The sequence below is a fragment of the Marinobacter sp. V032 genome (genome assembly GCF_052645435.1).
The window spans coordinates 152198-171022 of the sequence record NZ_JBQXYE010000002.1 but is presented as its reverse complement, the minus strand read 5'-3'; the positions used below and the strand labels follow the sequence as shown (position 1 = coordinate 171022).

Genomic DNA, 18825 nt, shown 5'->3' with positions numbered 1-18825 from the left:
CTAGAGCAATGCTTCGATGTCAGCACGAATGGCCTCTGGCTTTGCCGTTGGCGGATAACGCTTGACGACTTTCCCGTTACCATCGACCAGAAACTTGGTGAAGTTCCATTTGATTTTTTCTGATCCCATCAAGCCCTTTGCCTGGCTCTTCAAAAAAGCATAGAGAGGATGCGTGTCAGGACCGTTCACTTCAATTTTGGCAAACATCGGAAAATCAACGCCGTAATTCAGGCTGCAGAATTGGCTGATTTCATCGTTGTTACCCGGGTCCTGGCTCATGAACTGGTTGCACGGAAAACCCAGCACTTCAAAAGCATCGGCACCCAGGTCCTTGTGCAAGGTTTGCAGCCCCTCAAACTGCGGCGTGAATCCGCATTTGCTGGCTGTATTGACGATCAGCAGGGTTTTGCCCTTGTACTCCGCCAATGTGTGGGTCTCGCCTTTGATGTCTTCTACTTCAATATCGTAAAGGTTCTGTGCTGTCATGCTGTGCCCTCCTCGGCCTGTAGTATCCGGTATTCCACAATGCAGCCAGTATCCGTCAAATTTAAATTTGTTACAAACTAATTGTGCACAACTTAATTTAACGATACCGAGTTAAAAACCGTGACGCCCTTCAGGCATCAGTTTACTGTCAGCGACAAAATCCTGCTGATATGCGCCAGCGGACGGCCAGATTGTGCTTGCCATTCCATAAACGCCGCATTAACGCGTTCGCGATCAGGCTTTCGGGTCGGCTTGTCATCAATTGCATCACTCGCGATAAGTGCAGTGATAACGTCATCCGTCAGCTGGAAGGTGTCCCGCCCCGCCAATCGCAAAAAGCGTGCTCCCGAATGTCCGCCCATCCGCTCAAAGTGTTTTTTAAGATACGCCCATAACCCAAACAGATCCGCATCAGGCCAGCTGGCGAGAAAACGACCGAAACCATCATTTTCCCGACTGATATCCAGCATTCGGGCCGCATTGGTTGGTATCGTGCGCAGCTTGCCCCAATGGCGAATCAAAGCAGGATTCTGCATCGCTTTTTCGAGCTGCTCTTCCGAAAGCAGCATCAGCTTCTCCGGCTCGAATGACCAGAACCACTCCTCAAACACGGGCCATCGATCATTAATAACGCTGTGACGCATGCCGGCCTGAAAAATTCTCCGCGTCATCACGGATAGGAAGTATCGATCGGGCAGTGCGATCAGTTCACTCTCCGAGCGCACGGCTGGCATCAGGCCTTGCAGAGCTTCCAGGCTCCCAAGGCGCGCCACTGCGCGATCTTCAATCACATTAAATGCGAGCATATCGGCTTAACTCCGGGGAAATGCCCCTACGCTATGAGGTCAATTTCAGGCATTGTGCCACTATTCATCACATTTGATCGCACTTGATCACAACGCACCACTTCCTACCCACGTAACCCTTTGGATAGAATAGGGGTTTGACCCAAGCCGAAGCAGGAACCCTCAGCTCATGCAGAATTACAAGAAGTCCGCCAAACTGGAGAACGTATGTTACGAAATTCGTGGTCCGGTTCTGCGAGCGGCGCGTCAGCTGGAGGAAGAAGGTCACAGAGTGCTGAAGCTGAACATCGGTAATCCCGCTGCTTTCGAACTCGACGTTCCAGAAGAGATTCAGCAGGACGTGATTTCAAACATGTCAGCCGCTCAAGGCTACGTGGAATCCAAAGGCCTGTTCTCGGCCCGTAAAGCGGTCATGCATTATTGTCAGCAACGCGGCATAGACAAAGTGGATATCGACGATATCTACCTTGGCAATGGCGTCAGTGAACTTATCGTGCTTTCAATGCAGGCGCTTCTGAATACCGGCGACGAAGTGCTGGTACCCGCGCCTGATTATCCGCTGTGGACCGCGGCCGTCACCCTTTCGAGCGGTAAACCGGTGCATTATCACTGCGATGAGGAGCAGGACTGGTTCCCGGATATTGATGACATCAAGAGCAAGATCACCTCGCGCACCCGCGCCATCGTATTGATCAACCCTAACAACCCAACAGGTGCGGTCTACTCAACAGAGCTCCTTGAGCAAGTCATAGAGCTGGCCCGCCAGCATAACCTGATCGTGCTGTCTGACGAGATCTACGACAAGATCCTTTACGACGGGGTCAAGCATGTTTCCACCGCTTCGCTTGCAGACGACGTGCTGTTCTTTACTTTTAACGGACTTTCAAAAAATCACCGCGCTGCAGGTTATCGCTCCGGCTGGATGATTATCAGCGGCGCCAAGTATAAAGCCCGGGATCTGATCGAAGGCATCGACATGCTTGCGTCAATGCGGCTGTGCTCAAATGTGCCAGCTCAACTGGCCATTCAGACGGCGCTTGGTGGCTACCAGTCGATCAATGATCTGGTGCTACCAGGCGGACGTCTTTACGAGCAGCGGGAAACGGCCTGGTCACTCCTGAACGACATTCCGGGCGTTAGTTGTGTGAAGCCCATGGGAGCGCTTTACATGTTCCCCAAACTCGACCCCAAGCGCTTCCCTATTCACAATGATGAGAAGCTGGTGCTGGACCTTCTAACCCAGGAAAAAATCCTTCTTGTACAGGGTTCTGCCTTCAATATTGAAGACAAACAACATCTACGCGTGGTGTTTTTGCCCCGGGTCGATACGCTGGAAGATGCCATCAAACGATTGGCCCATTTCCTCTCGACTTACCAGCAATAATAAAAACAAGGCAGGCGACGATGGCGGACATTCATATCGAGGAGTTTTACAAGGACACAGCCATTATCCTTGTTCAGCTCTACAACGCCTTCCCACGCAAGGTGACGCTCTACGTCGAGGACATTGCAGGACCGGATTCCCCCGACGAATTCGGCCTGCACAGTCGCCGGCACAGAGCCTGTTTTTCCACCATGCTGTGGCTCGCAGCCGAAGGCCATATCCGCTACGACGATACCATTCTCCAGAATGCAGCAGACCAGGCCGTCCTGACTCAGGCTGCATTCGTTTGTCTCAACACCCCTGCAAGGGACGGTCGGCTATCGCCGGAACTGATGAACCGGATACCGTCCTCCCCAGAGGATGCGCCGCCTTTCATCCAGTCGGACATGTCAACGAATATTCACTTGCTGCGATCCGCATTGAAAGATGGCAATTCATCGTTTCTCGCAGAAGTTGTCAAGGCCGTGCTCTTTTAAACGCCGATCCTGAGGAAGCGCCCAAGCCTTTGAGTGCCCTGCCCCCTCCATCAAAACAGTCTTTACTTAAATTACTGTAAACCTATTGAACAAAATCCTGTCTGACCCGATATTCTCCGACATATCTCTGATTCAGTCTTTCAGGAACACACCATGAGAATCTTGCTTTTACTGGGCACCAACCTTGCCGTCATACTCGTCGCCAGCATCACGTTGCGCTTGCTGGGTCTGGACAGCTATCTCACCCAAAATGGCATCAACTACCAGTCGCTGCTGGTTTTTGCGGCGGTGATCGGATTTGGCGGATCGTTTGTTTCGTTGCTGATCTCCAAGAAAATGGCCATGTGGAGCACGCGCGCCCAGATTATCGAGAACCCGAAAACACCTGCAGAACGCTGGCTGGTGGACACTGTGGCTGAACTGGCGCAGAAAGCGGGCATTGGCATGCCGGATGTTGCGATTTTTCCCGCCTCCCAATCCAACGCGTTTGCCACTGGATGGAATAAAAACAGCGCACTGGTAGCCGTCAGCCAGGGACTCTTGCAACGCTTCGATAAATCGGAAATCCGTGCAGTACTGGGTCACGAGATTGGCCATGTGGCCAACGGTGATATGGTGACACTTGCGCTTATACAAGGCGTCGTGAACACCTTCGTGTTTTTCGCTGCTCGCGTGATCGGATCCATTGTGGATCGGGTTGTATTCCGCAACGAAAACGGTCATGGCATTGGTTTTTTTGTGGTCAGCCTTGTTGCTGAGCTCGTACTCGGCATTCTGGCGAGTACGATCGTGTTCTGGTTCTCACGGCGAAGAGAGTTTCGTGCGGACGTTGCCGGCGCAGAGTTGGCGGGGCGCAGCGCAATGATCAGTGCTTTGAACCGTTTGCGCCAGGAAAGCGAAGTACCGGACCAGATGCCGGACACGCTCCAGGCTTTCGGTATCAACCGCGGCGCCCGCCAGGGGTTAAGTGCGCTATTTATGACCCACCCTCCCCTTGAAGAAAGGATCGCTGCACTCCAGAGTAGGTCATAAGGGAGCATCATAGACTGCCGGCGGGTCACGCCACTGCCATTGCACCACCTTTGTACAATGGCGGTAAAACCGAAGGCTCGTCAGAATGGGGAAGTTGGTTAATAATGAAACAGAAGGTTGAGAGGACTGTCACGACTTCAGTGTCATCGTTGCGACATAATCGAACCGTATCCTGAGACGGAACTTGGATAAACAGAGACGAAAGAGGCCAGACACGTGATGACCGATACACAGTCAACGGAATCCTGGATGAATGGTGCTGCAATCATTCTTTCTGATGGAAGGGAAATTCCAATTACCGATACGATGGTGCGCAGTTCGCTCGAAAAACTGGCCGCCGATGACGAAGACGACCAGCAAACGTCACGGGTCGCAAACGGCGGCCGCTGATTCAGCGACCGGCCACTTCAGCTTTTCAGTTTGAACTCCAGCGCACGGAATACCTGCTGGAGTTCTTTCACCCCGCCTTTTAGCTGAATCTTGGTGCTTGAGAACTCCCTACGTATCGGATAGTCCCGCCGCATGGCATCAAATGCTGCTGCTCTCTGGTCTGCAGCTAGCAACAGGGAACGGCGATAGAACGCATCATCCTTGCGCACATCGTAACAGGCCCGGATCGCAAGATGAGCCGCATCCAGCGCCTTGGCCGATGACGTAAACGAAAGTTTTCCAAGTGCCGGATCACTCATGAACTGGCCGCTTTGCTTGCGTGCAGGCAACCCCAGAAACCGGCATAACGCCTGGTAAATCATCTCGGTTCCGCCAACTTTTCCCTCAAGGCTGTAGCCCGCAATGTGTGGCGTGACCATCCACAGGCGATCCGCCAACTCTTTATCTATTTCCGGCTCACTCTCCCATACGTCTAACGCAACGTAAGGGCTATTCTCAACCTGCAAACGCTGTTTCAGGGCAGCGCTGTCGATGACACCGCCGCGACTGGTATTGATCAGTAACTGATCGCTGGTAAGGCTTTCAAGACGACCTGCATCCAGCATGTGATATGTGGGAAATTCACCTTCCCGGGTAAGCGGCGTATGCAGCGTTACCACATCACATTGCAATACCTCCTCCAGCGAACTGAAATCGTCCTCACCTTCATTTTCGGCGCGAATGGGGTCGTGGACACAAACGTCAAAGCCCAGCCGATTCAGTCGCGTCCAAAGCCTGCTGCCCACATTCCCGGCACCCACGATCCCTACACTCAGATCGGTCCAGTCATCGTAGCCCCGCTGTTCGGCGTATACCGACAAACAACTCAGCACATATTCAGTCACGCTTGCTGCATTGCAGCCTGGCGCGCAACCGAAGGCGATACCTTCTGACTTGAGCCAGTCCACATCCACATGATCGGTGCCAATAGTGGCCGTGCCGACGAACTTCACCCGGCTACCCTCAAGCAGCGCCTGATCCACCCGGGTGACGGAGCGCACCAGCAGAATATCCGCATCGCGCACCTGATCCGCCGTCAGCGTGCGTCCGGAAACCCGTCTGATTGTTCCGATATCCTCAAAGAACGCATTCAACAAGGGGATATTTTCGTCTGCAACAATTAACATCGCCTTTCCTCGTATTAAGCCCGACGTGGCGGCCGACGCCCGGTAGACGGCCGACGACGGTTCCGCTGACGGGTAATCGGCGGCTTTTCAAGCGCTGCCATCAATGACTCTTCCGGCACGGTGCAAGTCAACTTCTGACCGATATACTTTTCGATAGGAGGCAGCGAGAAGGCATCATCCTCACTGGCAAAGCTGATAGAGGCGCCTTCCTGCCCCGCCCGACCGGTACGGCCGATACGATGGACGTAGTCCTCGGCATTTTCCGGCAGGTGGTAGTTGAAAACATGGGTCACCCCATCAACGTGAATCCCCCGACCCGCAACATCCGTCGCGACCAGAGCCTTGATGCTGCCTTCCTTGAATTTTTCCAGTGTTCGCAGGCGCTTGTTCTGTGCAATTTCACCTGACAGCAACGCCGTGCTCACATCCTGTCGTTTGAGATCTTCTTCCAGATCCCGGCACTGGTCGCGCCTGTTGGCAAAGATGATCGCCTTGGAAACTTCCGGACGCTTGAGGTAATTGACCAATACTGTGAGTTTGTCATCACCGCCAACCATGTAGACGGTCTGTTTGACCCGCTCCGCCGTTTTCTGCTCTGGCTCAATTTCGACAAATTCAGCGCTTCGCGTCCACATGGAAGCCAGATTCAGTACATCCTGATTAAAGGTGGCGCTGAACAACAGGGTCTGTCGCTCTTCCTTTGGCGTGCACTTGCGGATGATCCGTTTAACATCTGGAATAAAACCCATATCCAGCATGCGATCGGCTTCATCGATGATCAGCATGTCGAGCTGATCGAGGAACACATCCTGTGATCCCAGGAAGTCGATTAATCGTCCTGGCGTGGCAACCAGCACATCCACCACATCGTTGCGGAGTTGGTCGCGCTGTTTGTCGTAGTTCATTCCACCCAGTACGGTTACCACATTATGGCCGGTATGCGCACACAGGGTTTCCGCATCCTCGGCTATTTGCATCGCCAATTCACGGGTCGGTGCCAAAGCCAGAATGCGCGGCTCTGACGCGAACTGCTCGTTTTCAGGAATCGGTGATGCCAGCATGCGCTGAATCGCTGTAATCAGAAACGCAGCGGTTTTGCCCGTGCCCGTCTGGGCCTGACCAATCAGGTCATTGCCGGCAAGAGTCAGTGGTAATGTTTCGGATTGGATGGGGGTGCAGTATTCGAAGCCAATACCGGCGATCGCTTTCTGCAACTTCGCATCCAGTTTAAAGTCGGTAAAGCGGGCTTTCCCTTCTACTTCAGGAACATCAATATTATTCAACGGGTCCTCCCGGCACTATGATTCAACACGTTGGTGAGTGCGGGTTGAAAGCGCTTCGATTTCAACGCCAGGCCACCAATCACAACGCATCGTGCGTAAATTTCTGTCGTCTATTATGGACGATAAACGGATAATCAGCCCCGACATTCAATGAGGCTCTGTCGCTAGAGCGCAGCTGGCGCCTGCGCGTGGTTAAATTCCTTATCGGCTGCGCAGCCTGTAGCAGCGCCCCTGAAACAATCAGGGCAAAATTCGGCATGACGGCCATAAAAATCGAGCAACGCGTCTTTGAAAAGTGCAGCTCGTGGCGGCAATCCATTGGCGACATACCGTTGGGCCTGCTCTGAAACACGGGCACGGAACGCATCTTCATCCGCCGGGCCCTCACCCGAGAGGTTGTCAACGCTGATATTAAACTTAGAGCCGGCTGCAGCAGAAAAAACCCATTCTAGCGCCTGCGGCTTTATCTCCGCTTTTTCGAAGGCCGCCTGCTGCTGTTCTGTACGACCGTCTGGACAATACCAGTAACCGTAGTCATGTAACATACGGCGACGCTCGCCGGCTATGCACCAATGGCTAACCTCGTGCAAGGCACTGGCAAAATAGCCATGAGCAAAAATTACCCGGTGATGAGCATCGGCATCAGAAGCGGGAATGTATTCGGGCTCTATGTCCCCTTTAACAAGACGTGTGCGCCACTTCTCGAGAAAAAGGTCATTGAACAACATGATGAGATCGTCAGGATGGTGTTTCATGCGAGCGCTATTGTGCGTCTTTCACCCTTTCAATACCAGCCTGCCCCCCATTCCGCAAGTATTACCGGGTTACAGCGGCCTTCCGATACCGGAACTGACGAACGGTTTACACTCGAAACAGGGAACTTTCTGGTAACATTCCGCACCAAGAGTTGCTCTAAACAAGCCCGTTAGCGATTCAGATATGCTGTGAGGCGCCTTGCTTGTAACGCAACCCAACACCTAACTAGAGATCCAGAATCACCGTGATGCAGTTCATTTCCCACGGCAGCGCACAAGTTTCCTTCCGGCAAATCATTGCGTCAATGATGTTCAGTCTGGTTCTACTTGGAAGCGCATCATCCGTTCAGGCTTTTGATTTTGGAAAATCGGCAACGGCCGGTGCCATGGGCGAGTTCCTGCCAGTGGATGAAGCCTTACCGTTTACATCCGGACTTTCAGAAGACGGTGTGTCCCTGAGCTGGAACATTGCGCCGGAACACTATCTCTACCGCGGTCGCATTTCAGTCAAAGCCGACGATGACAGGGTGACAATCTCCGAGCCCGTTTTCTCTCAACCCGGACACGACAAACAGGACCCCTACTTTGGTGAGGTTGTTGTCTTTACCGAACCTGTCTCTGCCGATGTCGCGATCAGATTGCCGGAGGGCATGAAAGAGGCCAACCTGAAAGTCACCTATCAGGGATGCGCGGATGCCGGTCTTTGCTATCCGCCCCAAACCCGCGATGTGCTTTACATCAGCAACGCCGCTTCAACGCCGGCAGCTCCTGACAATACGATATCTCCCGCTTCCACACCCATCGCGGCGGCTACTGCGGCGGTAGCCATCGGGTCGCCCGTTAATACGGATAGTGCAACTGGCATCGCCGGCATTCTCGCCAATCAATCAACATCGGTGATTATCGGACTTTTCCTGCTGCTCGGACTTGGCCTGACCTTTACGCCTTGCGTCCTGCCAATGATTCCCATTATTTCGACACTGGTGTCGAGCCGAACCACGTCTTCAACGGCCCAGGCTTTCATGCTTTCTGTCAGTTACGTAGTCGGCATGGCGCTTACCTATGCAGCGGCAGGTGTAATCACAGGTATGCTTGGCGCCAGCTTTAACCTCCAGGCTCACCTCCAGTCGCCTGTGGTGCTCAGCGTGTTCGCGGCACTGTTTATCCTGTTCGCACTTTCAATGTTCGGGATGTTCGATATTCAACTACCTGCGTTCCTGCGGGATCGCCTGAACAATGCAAGCCAACGCATGTCCGGCGGCAAGGTGGCCAGCGTGTTCGGTATCGGCGCCCTTTCCGCTTTGATCGTGTCGCCCTGTGTATCCGCACCGCTGGCAGGAAGCTTGATTTACATCAGCACTACGCAGGATGCCGTGCTCGGTGGAGCCGCATTATTTGCACTTGGCCTTGGCATGGGAATTCCACTGATTCTGGTTGCTGTCGGCGGACGACGCTTGCTACCAACAGCCGGCGCCTGGATGAACACCGTGAAAGCTGTCTATGGTGTGATGCTGCTTGCGGTATCAATCTGGTTACTTGAGCGCCTTGTGCCAGGCTGGGCATCAATGGTGCTGTGGGGGCTCCTCGCGGCTGTTACCGGCGTACAATTGGGCGCTTTTGAAAGTGCAAGAGCCGGCTGGCAGCGCACCTGGAAAGGCCTCGGACTGGTGCTATTCGCCTATGCGCTCGCACTGCTCGGCGGCGCGATGACCGGCGCAACTGATCCGCTTCGTCCTCTGGAACCGCTGGTCACCGGCGCAGGTTCGGGCAATGCTGGCAATGCCGCAACAGCCGGACATGCTGAAACCGGTTTTGTGCAAGTGGCGGAACCTGCTGAACTGCGCACGCTGATGGCCGCCGCAGCCAATAGCGGAAAGCCGGTCATGCTCGATTTTTATGCCGATTGGTGCATCAGCTGTAAGGTTATGGAGCGCAATGTGTTCAGTCGACCGAGCGTACAGTCGGCATTGAGCGGATTCACCCTGTTGCAGATCGATGTGACCGACAACTCGCCGGCCCAGCAAGCCCTGCTTGATGAGTTAGGCCTGTTCGGACCACCCGCAATTTTGTTTTATGACGCCAGTGGCAACGAGCTGAAACCCGCACGCGTTATGGGCGAAATGGATCGGGAGCAGTTCCTCGCCCATATTAATGGCCTGCCCGATACCATTACCTCCTCCCTGTGAGCCCACTCTATCGTGGCGCCGCTTGCGTGCTGGCCGGCGAAATGTTGCTGGCGATCATGGGCGCCATTATCAAGTATCTCGCCCCGGACCTGCCCAATGCTGTTCTCGTTTTTCTTCGCAATGGGCTGGGCCTGCTTATTATCACGCCCATCGTACTGTTCCAGACGGGACCTTCGGCACTGAAAACTCGGCATTTGCGCTTTCACCTGATGCGCGCGGTAATCGGCGTGAGCGCCATGTACTGCTACTTTTTCAGCCTCAACAATCTGGCGCTAACAGAGGCCGTACTGCTGAAGCTGACAGCCCCCTTCTTCATCCCGATTATTGCCCTGCTATGGCTAAAGGAAGCGACCAGCTCCAGAATCTGGCTGACGATTGCCATCGGCTTTGCCGGCGTACTGGTGCTTCTTGATCCTCAAACGGCCGGGTTCGACGACTACCTGTTTGTTGCCGCCGGGATGCTGGGCGCGCTACTCGGCGCAACGGCAAAGGTGACGATCAGGAGAATGGGGGTTGCAGAGCCGAGCGCCCGAATCGTGTTTTATTTCGGTTTGTTTGGCTCCCTGGTTACCGCGCCCGCGGCGATACTTGGCTGGGTCACACCGACAACCAGTCAGTGGTTCTGGTTAATCGGACTAGCCGCATGTGCCACTCTCGCCCAGATGCTGATTACGACCGCTTACCGGATCGCACCGGCCGGCCAGATCGGTCAGTTCACCTATTCTTCCGTGCTGTTTGCTGCACTACTGGGGTGGGTTGTTTTTCTGGAACCGACCACTCAGGAACAACTGATCGGCTGTATCCTGATTGTTGGCGCCGGACTCATGAACCTGCGACAGCGCCAGCCAGTGTAACCAGGCAATGAAACAAGCGAGGAAACAGACGGTTAAAGTGTCAAACTCACTGACCTCTGCGGATAAAATAGACAAATAAGGTGTCAGTGTGCTGCTCATCAATCAGCACATGATTCAGAAACTGACAAAACCGGGGCACGTCCCGTGTAGTAGAGGGATCTGTCGCCACCACTTTCAATACGCCATCGACTGGCACATCGTGGATGCGATTATGTAACATCATCACCGGTTCAGGGCACATCAGCCCGGTTGCATCCAACTCGAGATCAAAACAACGTTCTGACACACCTTACTCCCATTCGTTACCGCCTTGTCTCAGGGGTCGTGCTACCTCTGCTGCCACAGCGCTCCGCTGTGATCCCAGTCGCGCTGACTACGCAAAATCGCCAACCACGTGCTAGATTAAAATGACCAGATCAAAGAGCTGTGGAGGATATTATGATCCGGGTATTAATAGACCGCCATATTGCTGACACGCTTGAATCCGTCTACGAACTCAACTCCCGCACACTGCTCCAGCACGCCGTCGCGACCCGCGGATTCATTTCGGGTGAAACCCTTGTCGACTCCCAGGACCCCAATCACAGGCTAACGCTTTGCAACTGGCGTTCAACGGCGGACTGGGACAAATGGTATCACTCCGAAGAACGCAAAGAACTGATGAACGAACTGGTGCCGATCATGGATCAGGACGAGAAAATCATCATTCTCGAACAACACTGACCGGCAGTGGCGTTTAGCTCATCCGCTCGATAAAGCAGGTGATTTCCTCACGATCATGGTAGAGATGCTTTGCCCGGAATATGACGTGGATGCCGGCGGCGTCCAACTGTTCGAGCATACTATCCCGACATACCAGCCATTCGTCATAGCGCTTTTTCATCGGCAGCTTGAGGTTAAACACCGTGTACTTGCACCGCCGGTGGGTCAGCCAATCCACCACCATGTCAGCCGTTCGGCGGGGCTTGTCAACGATATCGCATACCATCCAGTCAACGGCGCTGCGCGGTCGCCATTGATAGCCGTCAGCCTTGACATGCTCGACGTGGCCAGACGCCATCAAGGCTTCATCCATCGGGCCATTGTCGATTGCTGACACCAGCATACCCTGCTCTACGAGCTGCCACGTCCAACCGCCCGGCGCTGCGCCAAGATCAACCGCCTTTTTTGCGCCACCAAGGTAATCCAGCCACTGATTGTCCGGAATAAAAACCTTCCATGCCTCTTCCAGCTTTAACGCCGATCGACTGGGTGCCGCTGGCTGAAGCCGTAATCTCGGAATACCACTGAGATACTTTGCACGATTGCCAGTGAGACTGACACCCAGAAGGACACGATCAAACGTTGGCAGAAATACTTCAAGCCTGGAGCCACCGGCAGACTCCACCAGAAACCCGGACTCCCTCAGGGCTCTGGAGAGCGGCGCCACCCACTTCTTGCCGAAATTGCTCAAGTCCCGGTTCTGGGACTCTTCCGGTATGCGCACTTCTACCCTGGATGATGGTCGCAACCCATCCTGCTCTCGCAGAATATCCAGCACCGCGCCAACCCGATCCGCCTTCGGCAACACCTCATCCGCTACAACAGCGAACCAGTCGCGCACAAAAACCAACGACTCGAAAGGAATTCGATCCATCAATGTGATCGCGTCAGTGCCATCAGCAAGTATAAACAGCACCCAGCCGCTACCTGACTCGGGCTGAAAATATCCATAAACGCCCTCGGCTGCGGCAGCATCCGTCAATTCCCGGCCAGCTTCCGTTTCAAAACCTGCACGACAAAACAAAAAAATCTGACTCATATCTCAACTACTTAAAGAATTTATAATGTTTTAAAGCGTGCCAGCGGGCGCTTTAGCTATACTCAGCGCCTATGCACCCACACCGTAGAAACGGCTCTCACTCGCAACGTGCCGGCCGCTGCATCTTCCGTTTTATACTATTGCTCTGCACTTTGTTGCCGGGCACGCATGCGCTTGCCCTGAACGCAGCAAGCTGTCCGGAAGTCGCAGCCAACATGCCGGAACACAGGGCAAGTCTGCTGGACAACATCTGCTACTACGTCGACAGGCGCCGGCTTGCAAACCCCGAAGAAAATGCGCGATTTGAGAACCCCGATGAGCTCGCGTCCATCCAGGACTGGCAGCGCAGCAAAGGTGACGAACTGATCTTCACCCAGTCCAGCGCTGATTACTGGCTCAAGATTACCATGAAGAACACAGCGGACAGCGCCGGATACTGGTTTCTGATGCTGAGCTACGCGCCCCTCGACAACATCGCGATGTGGGTAAGCGAAGGCGACGGCTATCGTCAGATTCACACCGGCGATCATACGGTATTTTCGTCCCGTGACGTCGACTATCGATATTATCTGGTACCCATTCTGCTGGAAGGAAATGCCAAAACCGACATTTATATGCGCATCAACAGCAGTGGTGCCATCAACCTCCCCTTGAGCATTGAAGAGCCAGCAAACCTGATTGCCCAGAGTAATGCACTGACACTGACTCACGGGCTATTTTATGGCGCACTATTGATATTCTCGGCATTCAACCTGCTGCTGTTCTTCAGCACAGGCACAGCCTATTACTTTTTTAACGCCTTTTATATGCTCGCCACCGGACTCTTCCTGTGTTCGATGGCTGGCCTGTCGTTCCAGTATTTATGGCCGAACGTTCCCTGGCTGGCCAACATGGCGATCCCGCTGAGTGAGGGCCTCAGCACGCTCGCCTTCATCCTCTTCGGTCGCGCCTTTCTGGACATTGACGAAGCACAACCCCGGCTCTCCGGTTTACTGAAATACCTGGCGTCGTTCAGCGTGCTTGTGATCGCGCTGTGCTTTGTTTTGCCGTACAGCATCGTCATCAAAATTGCGACGCTGTACGGCCTGTTCTGCATCGTCACGCTGTTCGTCATCGGCATTCAGCGCTGGCTTCAAGGTTACTCCCCTGCCAAATGGTACGTGTTTGCCTGGTCAACAATGGCAATAGGGACGTGTATATACGCCCTTGCAGCATTTGGCTATCTGGCCGATTTTCTGGCCCAGGAAATTCTGATGCAGATTGCAGTGGGCGTGCAGGTTATTCTGCTGAACTACGCGATGGTTCAGCGCTGGCGACTGCTGACAGACAAGGTTCTCAGCATGGAAACGGCTGCACGGCATGAATTGGAGATTCGGGTTGATGAACGAACAACCCAGTTGCGCGACACCATGCGACAACTTGAAGTCGCTAACCAGCGGCTGGAGGAACTCAGTATTCACGACGACCTCACTGGCCTCCACAACCGCAGACATCTGGATGCCGCGCTGCCCGACATTTGCGCAGAGGGGCGGCGCCTCAAGCAACCGGTCGCCTTAATCATGCTGGATGCCGACCGTTTCAAGACGATCAACGATACCTACGGACACCCCTTCGGCGATCGGTGCCTCAAAGTGATTGCCGAAACGCTTTTGCGGCACATCAAGCGCCCGATGGATATTGTGGTCCGGTTTGGTGGCGAGGAATTTGCCGTGGTGCTACCAAAAACCGAACTCGCGGGTGCGATGGCTGTGGCGCAGGCTATTCTGGAGGATATCGCATCACAGGCGATCGAAACGCCAGACGGTGATACCTATACGATCACTCTCAGCGCTGGCGTGGCCACCTACAGTCATCGGGATTCACTGGAAGCGCTATACCAAAGAGCGGACAAAGCGCTTTATCAAGCGAAAGAAACCGGTCGCAATCGCGTCTGCGCCAGCGAAGCCTAGTCGTTCAATGTGCGCATCCAGGTTGCTGCGTCCTGCGCTGCAGAGGCAATCAAATCGTCCTGATCGCGACCGGACGCCTTCGTCGGCCTGAAGTCATGCTCGCCGCTTTCCAGCCAGCTCACCGTTAGCGACGGGCTGCCAAGCAGCCGCTCTGCCAAATGATGCTCGACCTCCTCGTAACGTCCGAAAGGATCACGCGTGCCCTGAGCTATTCGGACTGGCATCGCCAGTTCATTGAAATGATCCGTTCGCCACCGCCCGGGCTTCCCGGGAGGGTGGAATGGATATCCAGCGCAAAAGCATCCCGCCACACCGCTTTCGACCCAGTTGGCATCGGCTGCGAGCAGACTCGCAATCCGCCCGCCCATTGACTTGCCGCCGATAAATAAGGGCATGCCAGAGTTCATGGCCGATACAGCCTCGACAACCTCCCGAAACTCGCCAAGCAGTTTCTCAGCTTTTGGCGGTGGCCGGCGTTTACCGTCAAGACGACGCTGGTGCATATAGCCGAACTCAAACCGAATAACATGGACACGATTCAGGGCTAGCTGTTCTGCCATGGCTACCATGAAACCAGAATCCATTGGCGCGCCGGCACCATGGGCAAAGATGATCATCGCTATTGCCTCGCCTTCCGACGAATGGTTCACAAGCCAACCAGCCTTCTCGGCGCTACCCATATTCTCGGTTCTGACTTCCATTTTTCGTTATCCATTTATGTCGATGAATGTGCAAAGCTCATCATTTATTACAAGGACTGCAGTCATGCACTGTTTTTCATTCCGCATCCTTATAAAGAGGACGGCGCGATTTTTCCAGAACCCGCTACCCTTATCTAGAAGTGTCCTTGGAATTTCGTGTCAACTGAGCGCTGCAAGCGTGTAACTTCGCGAGATAAACCGCCCCATGTTGCTGATTTCGGCGGGTTGTTTCCTTGATTTGGGTCATTGCAAATACGTAATCAATTCCCCATACTTGCGGCCTCAAACATTCCCACTCGTAATCCTCTGGTAAGGCTATGAGCACAGTACATCCAAACCTGACTTACAATTACAAGGTGGTGCGTCAGTTCGCCATCATGACGGTGGTATGGGGTATCGTCGGAATGGGCATGGGCGTGCTGATCGCAGCACAGCTTCGATTCCCGTTCATGAACTTCGATCTTCCATGGACTCACTTCGGTCGTCTTCGCCCACTCCACACCAACCTGGTTATTTTCGGGTTCGGCGGCAGCGCCTTGTTTGCCACGTCTTACTACGTGGTTCAACGCACCTGTCAGGCGAGACTGTTCTCGGCTGGCCTGGCGGCTTTCACCTTCTGGGGCTGGCAAGCCGTTCTTGTGGCAGCGATTATCACGCTGCCAATGGGCTTGACGTCTACCAAGGAATACGCAGAGCTTGAGTGGCCGATTGATATCCTCATCACTCTGGTCTGGGTGTCCTATGCGGTCGTGTTCTTCGGAACCATCACTCAACGCAAAACCAAGCACATCTACGTTGCCAACTGGTTCTACGGCGCTTTCATACTGACAGTTGCCGTTCTTCACATCGGTAACAACCTGGCACTGCCTGTCAGCGCATTCAAATCCTACTCAATCTATGCCGGTGTAACCGATGCCATGATGCAATGGTGGTGGGGACACAATGCGGTTGGCTTCTTCCTGACAGCTGGCTTCCTTGGCATGATGTACTACTTCGTTCCCAAGCAAGCTGAGCGTCCGGTTTACTCGTACCGCCTTTCGATCGTTCACTTCTGGGCACTGATCGCCACTTACGTCTGGGCTGGTGCTCACCACCTTCACTACAGTGCACTGCCAGACTGGGCACAGACAGCAGGCATGGTGATGTCCCTGATCCTGCTGGCACCAAGCTGGGGCGGCATGATCAACGGCATGATGACGCTTTCAGGTGCCTGGCATAAGCTGCGTACTGACCCCATCCTGCGCTTCCTTGTGGTGTCACTGTCGTTCTATGGCATGTCCACATTCGAAGGCCCCATGATGGCAATTAAAACCGTCAACGCCCTCTCTCACAACACTGACTGGACCATCGGCCACGTTCACTCCGGTGCACTGGGCTGGGTTGCCATGATCAGTATCGGCGCCATTTACCACCTGATCCCGCGCCTTTGGGGACTGCAGAAGATGTACAGCATCAACCTGATCAACGTTCACTTCTGGCTGGCGACAATCGGCACCGTACTTTACATCGTCGCTATGTGGGTCAACGGCATCATGCAAGGTCTGATGTGGCGTGCAGTCAATTCGGACGGCACCCTGACCTACAGCTTTGTTGAAGCTCTTGAAGCCTCCAAGCCTGGTTACCTGGTTCGCCTCATTGGCGGTGCCCTGTTCCTGTCGGGCATGCTGGTAATGGCCTATAACGTGCGAATGACCATTCGCCAGAAAGATGCAGTAGCGCTCGACAACAGTGCGCCACAGGCTGCCTGAGTAAGAGAGAGACAGAATGAAACACGAAATTGTCGAAAAAAACATCGGCCTGATGGCAGTACTGATCCTGTTAGTGATCAGTGGCGGCTTTTTGGTCGAGGTTGTCCCCCTGTTCTTCCTCAAGGAAGTCAATGAGCCGATTGCCGGTCTCGAGCCGCTCACGCCGATGGAAATGGAAGGCCGTGACATCTATATCCGCGAGGGCTGCCACGTCTGCCACACCCAAATGATTCGCCCATTCCGTGCCGAAACTGAACGCTACGGGCACTATTCGGTTGCCGGTGAGTTTGTTTATGAGCACCCCTTCCTTTGGGGCTCGAAGCGCACAGGGCCGGATCTGGCGCGTGTTGGCGGACGCTACTCCGATGCCTGGCAGCGGGTGCATCTCTACAACCCGCGTGATGTTGTGCCTGAATCCGTAATGCCTGCGTATCCCTGGTTGTTCGACACTAAGCTCGACCCTGAGGGAATCACCGGCAAGCTTGAGGCAATGCAGACACTCGGAGTCCCCTACACTGACGAGCAGATTGCCAGCGCCCCGGACGAAATTCGCGATAAATACGAAATCGAAGCGCTAGTAGCTTATCTACAGCAGCTCGGCACGGTGATTTCAACCAAGCGGTGATGTCGATGGATATTAATGATGTGCGCGGGATTCATACCCTGCTTGTTCTAATAGCCTTCATTGGTATTTGCTGGTGGGCCTACAGCTCGCACCGGAAAAACGCCAACGATGAAGCGGCTCATCTGCCGTTTGACGACGATGAGATAGACCAGCGCACTCAACAGCAAGACAAGACGGAGAATAAGGAATGAGTACGTTCTGGAGCATCTGGATCAGTGCGATCGTGCTCGGCACGGTGTTTGGGTGCTGGTGGCTTCTGTGGTCAACACGTAAAAGTCAGGTGACCGACAAGGAAACTGACCGGACAACCGGTCACTCCTTTGACGGTATCGAAGAATACGACAACCCGCTGCCAAAATGGTGGTTCTATCTGTACGTCGCTACTTGCATCTTCGCGCTGGGCTACCTCGCGCTCTACCCTGGCCTGGGCAACTTCAAAGGCATACTGGGCTGGACACAGGAAGGTCAGTGGCAGGAAGAAATGCAATTGGCAGATGCCAGATACGGCGAGTTGTATGCAAAATACGGCAGCGTACCGGTAGAAGAACTGGCAAAAGACGAAGATGCCCGCAAAATGGGACAACGTCTTTTTGCAAACAACTGTGCAGTTTGCCACGGCTCAGCGGCGCGCGGCGCTGTTGGCTTTCCAAACCTGACAGATAATGCCTGGATCTGGGGCGGCGAACCTGACCGCATCGTTGAGACTATTCACAAGGGGCGTCAGAACCAGATGCCCGCAAAAGGCCTGATGCCCGGGATGACCACGGATCAGGTTGATTCGGTTGTAAACTATGTCCTGAGCTTCAGCGGCCGCGAAAAAGACGCTGAAGCAGCCGAACGTGGCTCAAAGATCTTTGCTCAGGCCTGTGCCGGGTGCCACGGTCAGGAAGCCAAAGGCAATCCTATGGTGGGTGCTCCCAACCTGACAGACGATGCCTGGCTTTACGGCAGCACCTATGAGTGGATCAAGGAAACCGTCACTCATGGACGCCAGAACAGAATGCCGGCCCAGGAAGGCCGCCTCAGCGACGATCAGATTCACATCCTCGCTGCCTACGTGTACGGCTTGTCCCACCGCGAAAGCAAGTAATCCGTCGCGACCGACAGGGTAGCTCGAGGCTGCCCTGCCGGTTGTCGGACACAGTCTTTTGAAATCTGGGCACCTCTCGTGCCCATACTTGAG

20 protein-coding genes are annotated in these 18825 nt (G+C 54.2%); 12 read left to right on the top strand and 8 right to left on the bottom strand.

What is annotated here, in order from left to right; all coding sequences use genetic code 11:
- Entirely contained in the window at nt 1-486 is a 486-nt protein-coding gene (locus tag ACUN9X_RS12350) for a glutathione peroxidase (protein WP_445473302.1), read from the bottom strand.
- 137 nt (nt 487-623) lie between these two features.
- Entirely contained in the window at nt 624-1292 is a 669-nt protein-coding gene (locus tag ACUN9X_RS12345; RefSeq protein WP_445473301.1) for a DNA-3-methyladenine glycosylase I, read from the bottom strand.
- A 169-nt stretch (nt 1293-1461) separates the two neighbouring features.
- Between ACUN9X_RS12345 and ACUN9X_RS12340 the strand changes: the two genes are divergently transcribed.
- The 4 genes from ACUN9X_RS12340 to ACUN9X_RS12325 all read left to right on the top strand — a co-directional run bounded on the left by ACUN9X_RS12340 (nt 1462) and on the right by ACUN9X_RS12325 (nt 4574).
- The gene (locus ACUN9X_RS12340) at nt 1462-2676 is read left to right on the top strand and encodes a pyridoxal phosphate-dependent aminotransferase (RefSeq protein ID WP_260037806.1); all 1215 of its coding nucleotides are present in this window, start codon (nt 1462-1464) and stop codon (nt 2674-2676) included.
- Nucleotides 2677-2696: 20 nt separating this feature from the next.
- A complete protein-coding gene (locus tag ACUN9X_RS12335; protein ID WP_445473300.1) occupies nt 2697-3152 on the top strand; it encodes a hypothetical protein in 456 nt (151 codons plus the stop codon).
- A 153-nt stretch (nt 3153-3305) separates the two neighbouring features.
- Nucleotides 3306-4184, top strand: a complete 879-nt coding sequence (htpX, locus tag ACUN9X_RS12330; RefSeq protein WP_445473299.1) for a protease HtpX — start codon at nt 3306-3308, stop codon at nt 4182-4184.
- A 219-nt stretch (nt 4185-4403) separates the two neighbouring features.
- Nucleotides 4404-4574: a PA1571 family protein gene (locus ACUN9X_RS12325; protein ID WP_260037812.1), complete on the top strand. Its 171-nt coding sequence runs from the start codon at nt 4404-4406 to the stop codon at nt 4572-4574.
- A gap of 17 nt (nt 4575-4591) precedes the next feature.
- On the opposite strand, the gene pdxB is transcribed toward ACUN9X_RS12325, so the two are convergent.
- The 3 genes from pdxB to ACUN9X_RS12310 form a co-directional block, all read right to left on the bottom strand.
- Nucleotides 4592-5740 carry a 4-phosphoerythronate dehydrogenase PdxB gene (gene pdxB / locus ACUN9X_RS12320; protein WP_445473298.1) on the bottom strand — a complete coding sequence of 383 codons (1149 nt, stop codon included), beginning with the start codon at nt 5738-5740 and terminating at the stop codon, nt 4592-4594.
- A gap of 14 nt (nt 5741-5754) precedes the next feature.
- Nucleotides 5755-7023 carry a DEAD/DEAH box helicase gene (locus ACUN9X_RS12315; RefSeq protein WP_445473297.1) on the bottom strand — a complete coding sequence of 423 codons (1269 nt, stop codon included), beginning with the start codon at nt 7021-7023 and terminating at the stop codon, nt 5755-5757.
- Between the two features lie 164 nt (nt 7024-7187).
- On the bottom strand, nt 7188-7778 hold the full coding sequence (locus ACUN9X_RS12310) for an elongation factor P hydroxylase (RefSeq protein ID WP_445473296.1): 591 nt from the start codon (nt 7776-7778) through the stop codon (nt 7188-7190).
- Nucleotides 7779-8026: 248 nt separating this feature from the next.
- Here ACUN9X_RS12310 and dsbD point away from each other — a divergent pair, with 248 nt between their 5' ends.
- Nucleotides 8027-9964 carry a protein-disulfide reductase DsbD gene (gene dsbD, locus ACUN9X_RS12305; protein WP_445473295.1) on the top strand — a complete coding sequence of 646 codons (1938 nt, stop codon included), beginning with the start codon at nt 8027-8029 and terminating at the stop codon, nt 9962-9964.
- A 26-nt stretch (nt 9965-9990) separates the two neighbouring features.
- Nucleotides 9991-10818 (top strand): DMT family transporter, encoded by an 828-nt coding sequence (locus ACUN9X_RS12300; protein WP_260037818.1) that lies wholly within the window; start codon nt 9991-9993, stop codon nt 10816-10818.
- Nucleotides 10819-10864: 46 nt separating this feature from the next.
- Here the strand turns inward: ACUN9X_RS12300 and tusA are convergent, their stop codons facing one another.
- Nucleotides 10865-11104, bottom strand: a complete 240-nt coding sequence (gene tusA, locus ACUN9X_RS12295; RefSeq protein WP_260037819.1) for a sulfurtransferase TusA — start codon at nt 11102-11104, stop codon at nt 10865-10867.
- Nucleotides 11105-11256: 152 nt separating this feature from the next.
- On the opposite strand from tusA, the gene ACUN9X_RS12290 reads away from it, so the two are divergent.
- A complete protein-coding gene (locus ACUN9X_RS12290) occupies nt 11257-11541 on the top strand; it encodes an antibiotic biosynthesis monooxygenase family protein (RefSeq protein ID WP_260037820.1) in 285 nt (94 codons plus the stop codon).
- Between the two features lie 13 nt (nt 11542-11554).
- Here the strand turns inward: ACUN9X_RS12290 and rlmM are convergent, their stop codons facing one another.
- The gene (gene rlmM, locus ACUN9X_RS12285; protein ID WP_445473294.1) at nt 11555-12619 is read right to left on the bottom strand and encodes a 23S rRNA (cytidine(2498)-2'-O)-methyltransferase RlmM; all 1065 of its coding nucleotides are present in this window, start codon (nt 12617-12619) and stop codon (nt 11555-11557) included.
- Between the two features lie 215 nt (nt 12620-12834).
- Here rlmM and ACUN9X_RS12280 point away from each other — a divergent pair, with 215 nt between their 5' ends.
- Nucleotides 12835-14568: a sensor domain-containing diguanylate cyclase gene (locus tag ACUN9X_RS12280; RefSeq protein WP_260037823.1), complete on the top strand. Its 1734-nt coding sequence runs from the start codon at nt 12835-12837 to the stop codon at nt 14566-14568.
- Here the strand turns inward: ACUN9X_RS12280 and ACUN9X_RS12275 are convergent.
- A complete protein-coding gene (locus tag ACUN9X_RS12275; RefSeq protein WP_260037825.1) occupies nt 14565-15269 on the bottom strand; it encodes an alpha/beta family hydrolase in 705 nt (234 codons plus the stop codon). The genes ACUN9X_RS12280 and ACUN9X_RS12275 overlap by 4 nt on opposite strands.
- A 317-nt stretch (nt 15270-15586) precedes the next feature.
- Here ACUN9X_RS12275 and ccoN point away from each other — a divergent pair, with 317 nt between their 5' ends.
- The 4 genes from ccoN to ccoP are packed head-to-tail and all read left to right on the top strand — an operon-like array spanning nt 15587 to nt 18732.
- Entirely contained in the window at nt 15587-17017 is a 1431-nt protein-coding gene (gene ccoN / locus ACUN9X_RS12270) for a cytochrome-c oxidase, cbb3-type subunit I (protein WP_260037826.1), read from the top strand.
- 16 nt (nt 17018-17033) lie between these two features.
- Nucleotides 17034-17642, top strand: coding sequence for a cytochrome-c oxidase, cbb3-type subunit II (gene ccoO, locus ACUN9X_RS12265; protein ID WP_260037827.1), 609 nt, complete (start codon nt 17034-17036; stop codon nt 17640-17642).
- Nucleotides 17643-17647: 5 nt separating this feature from the next.
- The gene (locus tag ACUN9X_RS12260) at nt 17648-17833 is read left to right on the top strand and encodes a cbb3-type cytochrome oxidase subunit 3 (protein WP_260037828.1); all 186 of its coding nucleotides are present in this window, start codon (nt 17648-17650) and stop codon (nt 17831-17833) included.
- The gene (ccoP, locus tag ACUN9X_RS12255) at nt 17830-18732 is read left to right on the top strand and encodes a cytochrome-c oxidase, cbb3-type subunit III (RefSeq protein ID WP_260037829.1); all 903 of its coding nucleotides are present in this window, start codon (nt 17830-17832) and stop codon (nt 18730-18732) included. The genes ACUN9X_RS12260 and ccoP overlap by 4 nt, the downstream gene beginning before the upstream one ends.
- Nucleotides 18733-18825: the final 93 nt, after the last annotated feature.

Bases quoted from the DNA above. Each gene is read 5' to 3' on its own strand.
- ACUN9X_RS12350 (WP_445473302.1), bottom strand. From the start codon at position 486: ATGACAGCACAGAACCTTTACGATATTGAAGTAGAAGACATCAAAGGC.
- ACUN9X_RS12345 (WP_445473301.1), bottom strand. From the start codon at position 1,292: ATGCTCGCATTTAATGTGATTGAAGATCGCGCAGTGGCGCGCCTTGGG.
- ACUN9X_RS12340 (WP_260037806.1), top strand. From the start codon at position 1,462: ATGCAGAATTACAAGAAGTCCGCCAAACTGGAGAACGTATGTTACGAA.
- ACUN9X_RS12335 (WP_445473300.1), top strand. From the start codon at position 2,697: ATGGCGGACATTCATATCGAGGAGTTTTACAAGGACACAGCCATTATC.
- htpX (WP_445473299.1), top strand. From the start codon at position 3,306: ATGAGAATCTTGCTTTTACTGGGCACCAACCTTGCCGTCATACTCGTC.
- ACUN9X_RS12325 (WP_260037812.1), top strand. From the start codon at position 4,404: ATGACCGATACACAGTCAACGGAATCCTGGATGAATGGTGCTGCAATC.
- pdxB (WP_445473298.1), bottom strand. From the start codon at position 5,740: ATGTTAATTGTTGCAGACGAAAATATCCCCTTGTTGAATGCGTTCTTT.
- ACUN9X_RS12310 (WP_445473296.1), bottom strand. From the start codon at position 7,778: ATGAAACACCATCCTGACGATCTCATCATGTTGTTCAATGACCTTTTT.
- dsbD (WP_445473295.1), top strand. From the start codon at position 8,027: ATGCAGTTCATTTCCCACGGCAGCGCACAAGTTTCCTTCCGGCAAATC.
- ACUN9X_RS12290 (WP_260037820.1), top strand. From the start codon at position 11,257: ATGATCCGGGTATTAATAGACCGCCATATTGCTGACACGCTTGAATCC.
- rlmM (WP_445473294.1), bottom strand. From the start codon at position 12,619: ATGAGTCAGATTTTTTTGTTTTGTCGTGCAGGTTTTGAAACGGAAGCT.
- ACUN9X_RS12280 (WP_260037823.1), top strand. From the start codon at position 12,835: ATGCCGGAACACAGGGCAAGTCTGCTGGACAACATCTGCTACTACGTC.
- ACUN9X_RS12275 (WP_260037825.1), bottom strand. From the start codon at position 15,269: ATGGAAGTCAGAACCGAGAATATGGGTAGCGCCGAGAAGGCTGGTTGG.
- ccoN (WP_260037826.1), top strand. From the start codon at position 15,587: ATGAGCACAGTACATCCAAACCTGACTTACAATTACAAGGTGGTGCGT.
- ccoO (WP_260037827.1), top strand. From the start codon at position 17,034: ATGAAACACGAAATTGTCGAAAAAAACATCGGCCTGATGGCAGTACTG.
- ACUN9X_RS12260 (WP_260037828.1), top strand. From the start codon at position 17,648: ATGGATATTAATGATGTGCGCGGGATTCATACCCTGCTTGTTCTAATA.
- ccoP (WP_260037829.1), top strand. From the start codon at position 17,830: ATGAGTACGTTCTGGAGCATCTGGATCAGTGCGATCGTGCTCGGCACG.